This window comes from Mycoplasmopsis sturni DSM 22021 (assembly GCF_000701485.1).
GTDB lineage: Bacteria > Bacillota_I > Bacilli_A > Mycoplasmatales > Metamycoplasmataceae > Mycoplasmopsis > Mycoplasmopsis sturni.
Map to the genome: position 1 here is coordinate 69,195 of NZ_JNIZ01000003.1, position 13,580 is coordinate 82,774.

Annotated in this window: 16 protein-coding genes and 1 other RNA gene; 9 read left to right on the forward strand and 8 right to left on the reverse strand. The window is 31.4% G+C overall.

Annotated elements, in window-relative coordinates:
- Positions 1 to 34 precede the first annotated feature (34 nt).
- From Q349_RS00395 to Q349_RS00430, 9 genes are all read left to right on the forward strand, one after another.
- Positions 35 to 1,348, forward strand: coding sequence for a DUF2179 domain-containing protein (locus Q349_RS00395; RefSeq protein ID WP_036463685.1), 1,314 nt, complete (start codon positions 35 to 37; stop codon positions 1,346 to 1,348).
- Between the two features lie 356 nt (positions 1,349 to 1,704).
- Complete coding sequence (gene rpsP / locus Q349_RS00400; RefSeq protein ID WP_036463688.1) at positions 1,705 to 1,956, forward strand: 30S ribosomal protein S16; 252 nt, start codon at positions 1,705 to 1,707, stop codon at positions 1,954 to 1,956.
- A complete protein-coding gene (trmD, locus tag Q349_RS00405) occupies positions 1,956 to 2,639 on the forward strand; it encodes a tRNA (guanosine(37)-N1)-methyltransferase TrmD (protein WP_036463691.1) in 684 nt (227 codons plus the stop codon). Before rpsP ends, trmD begins: the two co-directional genes overlap by 1 nt.
- Positions 2,629 to 2,979 (forward strand): 50S ribosomal protein L19, encoded by a 351-nt coding sequence (rplS, locus tag Q349_RS00410; RefSeq protein WP_036463695.1) that lies wholly within the window; start codon positions 2,629 to 2,631, stop codon positions 2,977 to 2,979. The genes trmD and rplS overlap by 11 nt, the downstream gene beginning before the upstream one ends.
- Positions 2,980 to 3,051: 72 nt before the next feature.
- Positions 3,052 to 3,148: signal recognition particle sRNA small type (ffs, locus tag Q349_RS03335), an RNA gene on the forward strand.
- Between the two features lie 17 nt (positions 3,149 to 3,165).
- Positions 3,166 to 3,588, forward strand: coding sequence for a tRNA (adenosine(37)-N6)-threonylcarbamoyltransferase complex ATPase subunit type 1 TsaE (gene tsaE, locus Q349_RS00415; protein ID WP_036463700.1), 423 nt, complete (start codon positions 3,166 to 3,168; stop codon positions 3,586 to 3,588).
- On the forward strand, positions 3,588 to 4,145 hold the full coding sequence (tsaB, locus tag Q349_RS00420) for a tRNA (adenosine(37)-N6)-threonylcarbamoyltransferase complex dimerization subunit type 1 TsaB (protein WP_036463702.1): 558 nt from the start codon (positions 3,588 to 3,590) through the stop codon (positions 4,143 to 4,145). The genes tsaE and tsaB overlap by 1 nt, the downstream gene beginning before the upstream one ends.
- Positions 4,145 to 5,077: a tRNA (adenosine(37)-N6)-threonylcarbamoyltransferase complex transferase subunit TsaD gene (gene tsaD, locus Q349_RS00425; RefSeq protein ID WP_036463705.1), complete on the forward strand. Its 933-nt coding sequence runs from the start codon at positions 4,145 to 4,147 to the stop codon at positions 5,075 to 5,077. Before tsaB ends, tsaD begins: the two co-directional genes overlap by 1 nt.
- 50 nt (positions 5,078 to 5,127) lie before the next feature.
- Positions 5,128 to 5,976 (forward strand): HAD family hydrolase, encoded by an 849-nt coding sequence (locus Q349_RS00430; RefSeq protein WP_036463708.1) that lies wholly within the window; start codon positions 5,128 to 5,130, stop codon positions 5,974 to 5,976.
- A 46-nt stretch (positions 5,977 to 6,022) separates the two neighbouring features.
- On the opposite strand, the gene Q349_RS00435 is transcribed toward Q349_RS00430, so the two are convergent.
- The 8 genes from Q349_RS00435 to Q349_RS00470 all read right to left on the reverse strand — a co-directional run bounded on the left by Q349_RS00435 (position 6,023) and on the right by Q349_RS00470 (position 13,383).
- Positions 6,023 to 7,405, reverse strand: coding sequence for a Cof-type HAD-IIB family hydrolase (locus Q349_RS00435; protein WP_036463711.1), 1,383 nt, complete (start codon positions 7,403 to 7,405; stop codon positions 6,023 to 6,025).
- Positions 7,389 to 8,132, reverse strand: coding sequence for an L-ribulose-5-phosphate 4-epimerase (locus Q349_RS00440; protein ID WP_036463714.1), 744 nt, complete (start codon positions 8,130 to 8,132; stop codon positions 7,389 to 7,391). Before Q349_RS00440 ends, Q349_RS00435 begins: the two co-directional genes overlap by 17 nt.
- Positions 8,132 to 9,016 carry an L-ribulose-5-phosphate 3-epimerase gene (locus Q349_RS00445; RefSeq protein WP_036463716.1) on the reverse strand — a complete coding sequence of 295 codons (885 nt, stop codon included), beginning with the start codon at positions 9,014 to 9,016 and terminating at the stop codon, positions 8,132 to 8,134. Before Q349_RS00445 ends, Q349_RS00440 begins: the two co-directional genes overlap by 1 nt.
- Complete coding sequence (locus Q349_RS00450; RefSeq protein WP_036463719.1) at positions 8,991 to 9,647, reverse strand: 3-keto-L-gulonate-6-phosphate decarboxylase UlaD; 657 nt, start codon at positions 9,645 to 9,647, stop codon at positions 8,991 to 8,993. The genes Q349_RS00445 and Q349_RS00450 overlap by 26 nt, the downstream gene beginning before the upstream one ends.
- Before the next feature lie 44 nt (positions 9,648 to 9,691).
- Positions 9,692 to 10,174, reverse strand: a complete 483-nt coding sequence (locus tag Q349_RS00455) for a PTS sugar transporter subunit IIA (RefSeq protein ID WP_036463722.1) — start codon at positions 10,172 to 10,174, stop codon at positions 9,692 to 9,694.
- Positions 10,175 to 10,176: 2 nt separating this feature from the next.
- The gene (locus tag Q349_RS00460; protein ID WP_036463723.1) at positions 10,177 to 10,458 is read right to left on the reverse strand and encodes a PTS sugar transporter subunit IIB; all 282 of its coding nucleotides are present in this window, start codon (positions 10,456 to 10,458) and stop codon (positions 10,177 to 10,179) included.
- Positions 10,459 to 10,564: 106 nt separating this feature from the next.
- A complete protein-coding gene (locus tag Q349_RS00465) occupies positions 10,565 to 12,265 on the reverse strand; it encodes a PTS ascorbate transporter subunit IIC (RefSeq protein WP_036463724.1) in 1,701 nt (566 codons plus the stop codon).
- A 59-nt stretch (positions 12,266 to 12,324) separates the two neighbouring features.
- The gene (locus tag Q349_RS00470; RefSeq protein WP_036463726.1) at positions 12,325 to 13,383 is read right to left on the reverse strand and encodes a phospho-furanose lactonase; all 1,059 of its coding nucleotides are present in this window, start codon (positions 13,381 to 13,383) and stop codon (positions 12,325 to 12,327) included.
- Between the last annotated feature and the right edge of the window lie 197 nt (positions 13,384 to 13,580).

The window sequence follows — 13,580 nt, forward strand, 5'->3', positions numbered from 1 at the left end:
ATTTTTCATAGACAGATTAAATGAAAGGAGAAAAATGGAACAAAAAGAAAAGACACAAATAGTTTCTCCACTTGATAGCGGAAACAACGAAATTAAAAAAGCACATACAGTTTATCGCAAAACTAAAATGTCTAATTTTGGGCTTAAATTAAGTTCGTTGTATTCAAGACTTCCAATGTGAAAAATTATCTTAATTACAATTGTAGCGGCTATATTTTTCGGTGTAATTAGCGTATTTTTTGTTAAAAATGTTGGAATCTATAATTTTGGACTTGCGGCGTTTGGACAAGCATTTGCTCGTTTGCTTGTTGTTAATATAGCTGGTAAAGTTACCCCTGAAGTTTCTAATGCAATTGACCAAGTAGTCTTTTGAGTTGCTTATATTATTTTAAGTATTCCGATTTTTATTTTGGGTTATAAAAAAATTGGAAAACTTTTTGGACATTTAACAGTAATTTTTCTAGTCGTTTCCTCACTAATTTCCCTAGGAATAGGTTTTATCCCTAGAGCTAATAATATTTATATTATTGGGGAATTTGGAAACCAAAATGTTAAAAATTTAATAAAAGATATTGCAAATCAGGGTTGAATTAGTTCTCAAGAAGCAAAAACCTGAATGAGTTTAACTCCTTATATTCCGATTGCCTGAAGTGAAGGTGGAAATACCATTGCTTTAATTATTATCGCTACGCTTTATGGCGTTATTCTAGCGTGAATTTTTGCTATTATCCAAATAATTGGAGGGACAGCAGGGGTAACTGGAATTATTGGTGAGTGATATTCAAATAAAACACACAAATCATTTGGAACAATCTCAGGTTATATGAATATTATTATTATTTTTATTACCGTTGCGATAGGTTCATGATTACCTGGTTCTATTTTTATTAATAAAATTACAAACATAGTTAACCAACATGATGTACATCAATTGTCAGATAGTTCACAAGCGACATTTAATTTTTGAGCTCAAAGAAAATATGGTTTTGAACTTTATTTATCACCTAATTTCATTGCTACTTTTATAACTAATGTTGCTTACATTATGGTGCTTAACAAAATTTATCCTAAATATAAACTTGTTAAGGTTGAAGTATTTAGTAAAAAATATCTTGATATTGAAGAAACAATGACTCACGATAGAAAAATCGTCGTAGGTTTAACCTCATTCAAGGCTAAAAGTTCAAACGATGATGAATCAATTGAAGTATTAGCAACAATTACATTATTTAGATTAGTTCCTCGTATTATTAAAAAAATTAATGAAGTAGACCCTAATGCTTTTGTTTCAATCACTGAAGTTTCAAGCATTGACGGTCACATATATCTTCCTAAAAAGAAATTCTAACAAGAACCAAAAGGCACAACATGTGTCTTTTTTATATGCATATTTTTAAACAATTCTGTTGGTTTCTTTAATTTCAAACCGCAAAAGCAAAAAAGATTTTAAATTTAGAATTTCAACAAAATACCATCTTAATCTAGTAAAAAATAAAAGTTAATAAAAATGAACAAATAATATTTTGAAAATATTATTAAAAAACAAAACTAAATATTCTTTAATGTTACTAATACATAACAAATCTAAATTAATGAAAATAAGTATATTTTTATTTTAAATATTAAAATCTTCATTTATAATATGTATACATTTAACCAAAAAGTGTCAAGCACTTTTGCTTGACAGCAAATTAAGGAGGAAATATGGTAAAAATCAGACTTAGACGTATGGGAAGCAAATTTAGACCAGTATATAAAATTGTTGCTGCTGATGCTCGTGCACCACGTGATGGTAAATTCATCGAAGCATTAGGACACTACAATCCATCAACAAAAGAATTTGTTTTAAACAAAGAAGCAACTGCTGCATGACTTTCTAAAGGTGCTCAACCTACTGTAACTGTTTCAAACCTTTTTAGAGCTCACAAATTAACTGCTGAATTAAAAAGTAAATAATGAAAATTAATTTTTTAACTTTATTCCCGAAATATTTTGAACCATTTATTGGCGAAAGCATCATTAATAAAGCTATTGACAAAAAACTTTTAGAAATTAACGTTGTTGACTTCCGTGATTTTAGTCAAAGCAAACATAAAAAAGTTGATGATGAAATTTATGGCGGTGGTCACGGTCTTCTCTTACAAGTAGAACCAATCGACCTCGCATTAGAATCATTACCAAAACGTGGCGGATTCAAGATTTTAGTTTCTCCGCAAGGTCGAGTTTTTGATCAAAAATTAGCAAATGAACTTTCTAAGCAAGAAGAAATTACTTTTATTTGTGGTCGTTATGAAGGCTTTGATGAAAGAGTAGTTGAATTGGTCGATTTAGAACTTTCAATTGGTGATTTTGTTTTAACTGGCGGAGAATTACCAGCAATGGCAATGGCTGATTCTATCTCAAGGCTAGTCCCTGGTGTTATTAAAGCCGAATCACATGAATATGATTCATTTCAAGGAATAGGGTTGTTAGATTATCCACAATACACACGGCCAAGAGACTATAAGGGTATGCTTGTGCCTGAAGTGTTATTCAGCGGTAATCATAAAGAAATTCAAAAATGAAAACAGGATGCTCAATGAGCTAAAACGCTCAAAAATCGTCCTGATATAATTGAAAGGATTAAAAATGAGAAATAAATTATTAGAGCTTGTTGAAGAATCACAATTACGTTCAGACTTAGCGCAATTCCAAACCGGAGATAACGTTAGAGTTCACGTTCGTATTCGTGAAGGTGAAAAAGAACGTATCCAAGTATTCGAAGGTCTTGTTATCTCTAAAAAAGAATCAGGGACAAGAGAAACTTTCACAGTTAGAAAAATGTCATACGGTATTGGTGTAGAAAGAACATTCCCTCTTCACTCACCACTTATTGCTCACATCGAAGTTGTTCGTTCAAATAAAGTAAGAAGAAAAAGATTATACTTTATGAGAACTCGTACTGGAAAAAGTGCACGTCTTAAAGAAATCAAAAGATAATTCCTCTAAATTAAGCTCGGCTTTTGCTGAGCTTTTTTCTTTTCATAGCTAGCAATTTAAATTATGGTATAATTTAAGCGCCGTTAGAACAATAACCCACTAACCTGGTCAGGACAGAAATGGAGCAGCCACATGAGGAAGTGTTGTGTTTAGCGGTCTTTTTTATTCAAGACACCAAGGAGAGAGATGCAAGGAGCAACTTACTATAATCGTGAATTTATTTGCCACGAAGAATCGCAAGTTCAAGACTTAATTGCACATATTTTACCTTTAATTAAAAAGCACAAAATTATTTATCTCAATGGAGACTTAGGAGCAGGTAAAACAACTTTTGTTCGTTATTTAGCTAAAGCATTGCAAATAAAAGAGAGAATTACTAGCCCTAGTTTTTCATATATGAAGGTATATCCAAAACTTGTGCATATAGATTTATACAACTACCATGGTGATATTGAAGAATTTATAGACCATTTTGAAGATAAAATTATAGCTATTGAATGAGCTAACTTACACAATTTACCATTTAGTAAGTATGTTTTGGTTGAAGCAAGCATGGAGTTGCTTGATGATCAAATAGTTCATAAATATAAAATAAGCGAGGTATATTAATGAATGTTTTTTTAGATACTTCTAGCGATGATTTTGTCTTAATTCTCTTTAATAATCAATTTACAGTAATTGAATCAATTCATCTTGCTGGCTACAAGAAAAAAGTCGAATTAATTACTAGTGAATTTCACAAATTAATATCTAAACATAAGCTTCAATTAAGTGACATTAAGGGATTTTACTTAAACAAAGGGCCCGGCTTTTTTACAGGGGTAAGATTGCCTATTGTTTTTTTCAGAACTATTGCTTTATGACTTGATATTCCTATGTTTACTACTAATTCTTTTAAGATTTTACAAAAACAAAAGCATCAAAATGAGTACCTTTTAAATGCTAGCGGAAATAAAGTCTATTTAATAGAAGAACAAAACATCTATAAAGAAGAAATTCATCACTGAATTGAGGTTAAAACTATTTCTCCTGACATGATTTTAGATGAGATTAATTATTCAGAGATGATTAAAAATTTCAAGCAATATGGCAATATTTTTGTGAAAGAAGATCCGATGAAAATTGAGCCACTTTATATAAAAGCACCACAAATTGGAGGTCACTAATGAGAATTTTAGGAATTGAAACCTCACATGATGACACTTCACTTGCGATTTTAGAAAATGGAAAAATTGTTGATATGTGAACGCTTTCTCAAATTGACATTTTTAAGGAATTTGGCGGAACAATACCTGAATTAGCCTCTCGTGAACATGTTCGTAATATCTCTAAAATTCAAAAGATCATTCTTAAGAAATATAAAGTTGGGGATTTTGACTATGTAGCTTACACCAAAGAACCAGGCTTAATTGGAACATTACAAATTGGGTACTTATTTGCATATGCTACTTCGCTTGTTTTCAATGTACCTTTAATCCCTGTGAACCATTTACATGGCCATTTCTTATCTGCTACCATTGACCACCAAATAACCTTCCCTGCTTTATGCCTTTTGGTCTCAGGAGGGCATACTCAACTAATATATGCAAAAAACTATGATGAAATTGAAATTGTAGGAGAAACTCTTGATGATGCTGTTGGAGAAGCTTTTGATAAAGTCTCATCACGAACTGGTTTAGGATTCCCTGGTGGACCAATTATTGATAAATTATCACAAACATATCAAGGCAATCTTATTCCTTTTACCAAACCCAAAACTGACAATCCGCTTGATTTTTCTTTTAGCGGTATTAAAACACAGGTCTTGAATTATGTTAACAAACAAAAAATGTTAAATCAAGACTTTGATCCAGTTCAAGTTGCCGTTTCATTTCAACATGTTGCCGTAGAATATTTAATTGAAAAAACCAAGCTTGCGTTAAATAAATATGATGTCAAAACACTAGTTCTTGGAGGCGGGGTGTCAGCAAATTCACAACTTAGAAAAGAGTTTATAAAACTCTTTGATAATACCATTATTCCTTCTTTGAAATACGCCACCGACAATGGTGCCATGATTGCCCAAGTAGCTTATTTAAAAATGAAAAACAAATCTTAAAAGGATTTGTTTTTAATACTTAATTTTAACTTATGTAATATAATAAAGGCATGAAACAAAAAATTTTTGCTTACGACCTAGATGGCACACTTCTCAAGAAAAATAATACTGTAGCACAATTTAACAAAAACGCAATGTTAGAAGTCCAAAAAAGAGGGCATTTAAACGTTATTGCGACCGGTAGAGGACTTCATAAAATCTTACCATTGCTTGAAAATAAAACTCTTGAACACATTGATTATTGTGTTTGTTCAAATGGAACATTATTTTATGATACAAAAAACAAAAAAACAACTGTATTAAAAACCTTGGATCCTAAAAATTTTGATGTGATTAAAAAAATTGCCTTAAAATACGATTTAATTTTAACATTAGATACTGACAAATTTAATGGAACGGTTTTATCAAATGATGAATTCCCTCAATGAATGGCAAAAACACAAATAATGGATATGAATATATTAAATCGTTCAACTTACCAAAAGCTAGAAGAAATTATTCATGACCCTAAAAGCAAAATTACACAAATCGCACTAAGAAACCCATTAGAATTGGCTAAAAAAATTACAGAAGAAGTTCGTTCATGTGTAGATCAAAGTCAATGCGAAGTCTATTTAACAAATTCTATTTATACTGACGTTAATCCTAAGGGGGCCTCAAAATTTGGCGGGCTACTTGAACTTGGAAAAACATTAAAAATCGAAGAAGATGACATGATTTGCTTCGGAGATAGCGGAAATGATATCGAGATGTTATCTTGCTGTGGAATTGGGATTTGCATGGAAAATGGAACACAAGAAGCAAAAGAAGCTGCAGATCGCATTATAGGTAACCACGAGACAAATGCTATTGGTGAAACTTTATTAAAAATTCTAGATAAATTACAAAAAGCTCACTAAATTCAAAAAAAAAAAAAAAAACAGCCCATTTTAATTGGGTTGTTTTTTAATCATTAAGTTTTGATTCAATTCATTCTTTACTAATAATTTGAATATTAAACTCTTGGTTTCTTCATGTTAATAAGTACCCCAAGTTAGAATTAATATTTCAATCCATTTTTTGTAGTTGCATTTTTTCTTTATATTGTTCAATTAGTTGAATAAAATGACTCTCTGAAAATCCAAATTGTTTTCCTTTGCTAATGAGTTTTAAAGATTTAGCATCCAAGGCTAGATATAAGTTGTTTCGTTTTGAAAGAGTAAAATAATAAGTTTTTTCTTGATTAATATTTTGAAAATTTAAGCGTATATTTGAATTGTAATATTTTTGAATTTCATTAAACACCGAGAAAGTAGGATCTCCATTAATTGAGTAATATTTAGGTTGGTGGTCTCATTGATGAGATACTACAAGATCAGCATAGTTTTTAAAAGGTCTATAAGCTCATTTAGATAATGATAAAGTGACAATGCTTGGCTGATATCATCATTTACCATCTACATGATTAATTCTGGCAGATTTTATTTTATTACCTGCATAAGTACTTTCGGTAAGTTTAAAGATAAATTCAGCAACTCCGTCTAAATTATTAGTATTAGTAATTTCTTTTGCAACTTTTTTGGTGGCTTCAGTTGCATTCCCCATTGCTACTCCATACCCTACAGTTTTAAGCATTGTAACGTCATTGAGAGCATCCCCTAAGGCAACTATTCTCGATAAATCAAAATGATAAAGTGAACTAAGTTTTTCAATAGCTTTGCCTTTGTCAACTCCAATAGGCATAATATCTAAAACATCATGTTGAGATGCAATAGTATAAATTCCAGGAAATTGTTTAAGAAATTCTTCTAATTGAGCTATCTTGTCTTGAACTTTTTCTCTTAGTATTAAGAGTTTCAAAAAGTGATATTCTTTAGCAATTTCTGATACTTTTTGTTCTTGATAGTTTCAACGATATGGGTTACTTGATTCTACTTTAGGATAAATTCGTTTCATAAATCAAGTAGGATTATTAAAATTTTGACCAAACATTGTTTGTGTATCGTAAGCTAAATAATCAATTTGATGCTCTTCAAGATATTTTGTAATACTTTCTACTACTGATGTTTCTAGCGAACCCAAAATGGTTTCTTGAGGTTTTTCTTTTGTATAATCATCAACAATAATTGAACCATTAATTCCAATAATTGGACCTTTTATTCCAATTTGTGTGTAATATTCAACATTCATATAATATGGACGACCAGTGGCTATAATAACTTGTTTGTTATTTTGAATAAGAAAATGTAAAGCATCAAGATTAACTTGTGAAATTTGCTTATTATCATTTAACAAGGTTCCATCCATATCAAAAATAAATTGATCAAATAATTTAAGATTTTTGGCCATAAGTTGCGTTTTTTCCGTGTTTTCTTTGGTAATGACGTTCAATTAAGGCATCTTGTGCTTGGTGTGATTTATTATTAGCAATAATAACTGTATTAATAGCCATTTTAGCAATGGTTTCCATTGTTAAAGCCATATCAACTGCATCTTTAGGACTTTTGAAGCTTCAAGCAAATGGGCCATGTTCTTTAACTAATGTTCCTGGTGTAGCCTTAAAATCTAAATTGCGTTGTGCAAATGTTTCTAAAATAACTAAACCGGTATTGTGTTCATATTGACCATTAATTTCATCAGCAGTTAATGAACGAGCACATGGAATTGGACCATAAAAATTATCAGCATGTGTAGTTCCGTAGCATGGAATATCTTCTCCGGCTTGCGCAAAACCAACTGCATGAACACTATGTGTGTGAACAATCCCTTTCATTTCAGGGTTTTTCTTATATAAAAGTGTGTGTGTAGGCGTATCTACAGAAGGATTGTATTTACTTTCATAAATGTTATTATCTAAATCTGTAACTACTAAATCTTCAGGTTTTAAGGAATCATACGAAACACCTGAAGGTTTGATAACCATAAATTTACGATCTTTTGTAATCCCAGATACATTTCCTCATGTATGAATAACTAAACCATATTTTACAAGAAGCATATTAGCTTCATACACTTCTTGTTTTAATTGAGCAAGCTCTTCCTTGTAACTTTCTGGAATGATAAATTCTTTATTCATTAATTATCGCCCCCTAATTTGTCTCAACACTCTTGGTAATATTTTTTAGCTGACACAATATATGCAAGAGCTTCTTCTTTAGTTTCATTTGGATCATTTTTTGATCACATTTCAATCATAATTGGTTGATTAAGTTTAAGGTTTTTTAGAATCTTTAACATATAAGTTAAATCAACTGTTCCTTCACCAAATGGAATGTCTCTAAACTTACCTGGAATAGTATCTTTAAAATGAAAAGCAATTAATTTATGTGCGCTAAGTTCAAATTCATTGAACAAATCTTCTCTTTTAGCTCATTGATAAATATTGCCAAGATCAGGATAAATACCTAAATATGGACTATTTACCTTGTTAACTCAATTAAGTGCCCGAGAATTAGTTCCCATAAATTGTGTATCCATAATCTCAAAAGCAAGCATCACTGAATATTTAGATGCTAAGTGAACGGCTTTTTTTATTCCTTCTAAAAAGAAAGCTTGTGTTTGTTCATCACTTTGTTCATAATAAACATCATATCCAGCTAATTGCACTGTTCGAATTCCTAATTTTTTGGCAAGAATAATTGCTTTTTCCATGATTTCCATTGCTTTTTTTCGAACTTCTGGATCATGTGAACCGAAAGGAAACTTACGATGACCTGAAAGCGTCATGCTATTAAAGTTAAATTCGTGTTTGACTAATAGATTTTGTGCATCTGCTATTTCTTTATCAGTTCAATCTAATCTTGCAAGACGTTCAGGTGTTTCATCTACTGAAAATTCCATAAAATCAAAACCAGCTTGTTTAGCAATGAGAATTTTTTCTTCTAGTGAAAATTTATTATTCATTGCCTTTTCGTAAATACCTAACAAGCGGTTTTTAGTCTCAATATTTGGCAAATTCATCCTTAAATGCTTTAGCAGCTAATTCTGGATTTTCAGCATCTCTTAAACTTCTTCCTGCAATAAAAATATAAATTGGGATGTCTTTAAATAATTTGATATCTTCAAGGGCAACTCCACCTGTTACGGTAACTTTGAATCCCATATCAGAAAGACGTTTTACTCCGTTAATATCTTTTTCCCCTCATTTTACACCATTTGCTTGGCTATCTCTACAACGGTGTCAAACAACTTGAGGCACCCCTGCTTCACGTCAAGCTTCAACTTGGTCTCATGTAAAGTTTGAGGTTAATTCAATTTGTACTTCGTTATTTGGGTTATATTCTTTTCCAATTTTCATTGTTTCTAAAATAGTTGGAACCTCAGCTGCACAAATACATGTTGTGTAATCGGCTCCGTTTCCAAAAAACATTTTTCCAAAGATTTTCCCGGCATCTGCGATTTTACCGTCTGCGACTATAATTTTATCCGGAAAAGCTTTTTTAAGTTCTGATATAGCTTTTTGTCCTTCTGAAGCAATCAAAATAGTTCCTACTTCAATAACATCAATATATTTTTCTACTTTTTTAGCTGCAGCAATTGCATCAGCAATTGTTAAATTATCAAGAGCAATTTGTAATAAAGGTCTACTCATGATTTCCTTTCAATTCTATTTATTTTTATAAACTTATAACGCTTTTAAACAAGATATTTTGCGTAATCAATTGATCTAATAAATTCAATAATTTCTTCTTTTGAATTCATTTGAGCAATTTTTGTAATGTTTTCTGGATCTTCAAAAACTGCAACAATTTGAGGTATAGCTACTTGTGTATGAGTTTCTCCATCAATAGCAGCAATACAAATTAAAACACTTACTTCAAATCCGTTTTCAAAAACAACCGGTTCTTTAAGTGTAATAAGAGAAAATCCATTACCAAAAACAGAGTCTTCTGTAGCTGATGCATGCGGCATTGCAAGCCCTGGCATAATAACATAGTATGGACCATGCTTTGCTGTAGATTCTATAATATCTTGGTAATATTTATCGTTAATAATTTTGGCTGTAACAAGAGGTTGAGTTGAAATTTTTACAGCTTCTTGTCATGTTTTAGCTTCTTGATGAACCAGAATGGCTTTATCCTTAATTAAGCTATCTAATAAATTAAGTTTTTGACTCATTCTTATTTTCCTTTTTCTTTTGCATCAGCAAGCGCTGCTTTGATTTCGTTTACATCCATAACGTTTTTAAGTCCGTAAACAAGTGTGGTTGGGTTTTTAATTTCTGATACAAAATTTTGCGTACATAAAACCACATCAAAATTAGGAACAACACTTTTTCCTTGCCCTAGTCCTAATGCTTCAACCGAACCATTAATACCTAACTCTTTCATGGCTTGGTTAACTTTTAATTTAATAATCATTGAAGTTCCCATTCCACTTCCACATAAACATAATACTTTCATAAATATCTCCTTTTTTAAAAATATATAGTTTCAAATAAATTATATAGTTTAATATAAAAATAAAATTAACCGCACCCAAGAAGAGCCGATTAATTTTATAACCATCTTAGTGGGTTTCCATTAAGTTAGGTTTAATTTTAAATAATCTTTGAAGTGCTGTAGCTTTTGTTTGACGATTTGAATCAATTAATTGCGAAAGAACAATTAATGCAATTGGTAATCCTGCACCAATTACTATACCAGCAAGAACAGGGTTTCATGAACCTACAAGTAAGGTGATTCCAAAGAAGAAGTTTCAGTCAAACATTCCAAGGAATCCGTTTTGGAATGGTCTTGTTAATGAACCTAATTGTAATTGGTATTTTCCTAACGCAAAGATTCCTAAGGCAACAACAATAACTTCAATGAATCCAAAGATCGCAGGAACAATGATAGAAGCTTTGTATCCTCCTGAAGCATTAGCAAATACTCCAATTGAACCTGAGTTAAAGAATAATGTGATAAATAATGGAATAGCAATAGGGATAGCTCCATTTGTTGCTTTTGATAATCCGATTAAAACACCAACAGCAATAAATTGAGCAATTGTTCCGGCTGCAAATCCATAAGTTACTGAGTTCATAGCAAATCCATATGTAGCAGCTACATCGACAGCAATAACACCACCTGGAATAACTTTATCAGCAATACCTTGGAATGATTGTTGCAATTCAGTAACGAACATTCTAACTCCAGCTTGAAGCACAAGAATTGAAGCTACAATTTTCATTGCGCCCAAAATAACATTGATTCCTCAGAATTGAGCATCAACATTTCAACCTGAATATACTTTTGATACTACTCCGCCTGCTTCAGCAAAGTTTTTAACATTTTCACCATGAGGAGCAAATTGAATAATTAAAATAAGAATAAAGAATAAGAAGAAAATAAGTAATGTTTGTGTGAAGATGTTATCCTCAAAAATTTTGATTTTATTACTTAATTTTTTATCTTCTGCTGAATCTTCTTTATTTCCAAAGAATTTCCCAATTCCATATGCAATTGAAAGCCCAAGCATTTGTTGGTGTCCAACAGCAAATCCGGCATTTCCTGTAACAGCATCTGTACCTTTAATTGTAGCTGTTGATGCAATAGATCAGTAAAGACCTAATACTAATGAACTAATAAGAATTGTTCCAATAATAGCACCAATTGAAGCTTCACTAGCTGGATTATGGAAAATTAAGAAATATGTAACAGGTACAACAACTGCTGATTGTTGGAACATAACGTGACCTGTTAGCATAATTGAGTGTGCATTTGTTCATTTACGGAAGATAACCATAAAAATGTTAATTACAAACCCTAAAATAAGAGCATATGAAATTCATGCTTCGTACCCTGCATTTAAGTTTTTCAAAAATTCAGCAGAGTCATTTCATACGAAATAAGGGTCTAGTGGAACAACTTGTGCACCAAAGTTTTTAATATTTTCAAAAATTGGTTTAGCCATTCCAACTAGAACACCAGAACCAATTTTGAGCATAATTACACCAATCATAGCCTTAATCATACCAAGGAATGAATCCGTGACTGTTCGACCAAGAATGATGTATCCTGCAAAGACGATCGACCCAATTAGGATTGTTGCAGAACCAAAGAAGTTTTTAACAAGAACTGTTGAAATAAGGAATTGAAATGCTTTATTTCAATCATCCCGGTAGTATCCTACCCTAACTCCTAGAGTAATACCGATTGTTGCAATTAAAACAACAATAACAACCGCTAATGCGATCAAAGGTCTATAATTGAATTTTTTAATATTCATAATAATCCTTTGATTTGCAAATGCAAAATTGATTAATTAAGTTTTTTATAAGGTTTTAATTAGTCTAATTTAAGAGCTTTTTTAAGTTCTTTTAATTCAGAAGACACTTTGCTTTCATCATAAACACGAGGTTCATCAAAAGCAAGAATTCTTCTTGGGTTGTTAATGAGCATATCTTCAATAGCGTCATCTTTAACACCAAGTTGTTTCATTAATGGAATGAAACGATCAAATAGGTAAGCAAGCCCAAATGTTTCTTTACCTTTTGTAATTCCGTAGTTTCTTTGATAAAGAATTCTACCAGCATCTAATGATAATGTGATGTGTTTTTGAAGACCTTGGTCAACTAAGTATTTAATATTTTCAGCAAGTGTTGAATCTGGGTAATATTTAACACGGTCTGGACCATCAAAACAAAGGTTGACTCCGGTTTCTTTAATAATTTTTTCGTAGTAGTATTTATCTGGGTTTTTATTTAAGTGTGAAATTTGAATTTTATCAGGGTTTGCACCAAAATCAATCAAGTGTCGTGCAACTTCAAGAGCCATTGTTCCAAGTTGCGTGTGCACAAGAATTGGACATCCGGTTTGAATTGATGTACGAGCAGCAACCTCAAGTGCTTTAAGTTCTAAACGATCAATGGCAGCATAACCGGTACCAGCTTTGATGATTCCAGCTTTTGCTTTTGAGCGTTTAACAACTGGACCACTGTAATTGTACTCATCCATTCCTTCTTCAATTTCAGCTACACACATTTTTACAATGTCTTCTGTAGGAACTACAGCTAATCATGAACTTCATTTATCATAGAATTTAGCTTTGTGGAACCCTGTTGACATAATAACATTTCCACCAAGTGGCGCTACAGCATTAGCAATTTCTAATGTACGGTGTACATCACGCCCAACATTAGGTGGATCCATTGTAACAATAGTTGATCCTCCTCTATTTATAAATTCTTTAAATTCAGCGATTGAAGCAACAACGTTAAGCATTAAAAAGTCAATGTGTTCTTCAACCTCAGGACCACCATTTTTAATAAAGTGGTCGTGACAATCAGTCACTCCTAATTTTTCTACAGGAATATCTCCTAAAACAGTTCTAGCAAATTTTTTCATAGACCCTCCATTTTTTAATATATAGAGAAAGTAATTTATTTCTCATTAAAATTATCACCCTTAAATGGCTTGTTTTTGCACAAAAAAGTCATAATTTTGAAAAAAATTTTCATGCTAAACTTCAAAATCGATTTTTTTAGGGAAAAAATGCGAAATTAAATGAAAATTTTTTTTATAATTAATGAGACAAACAAATT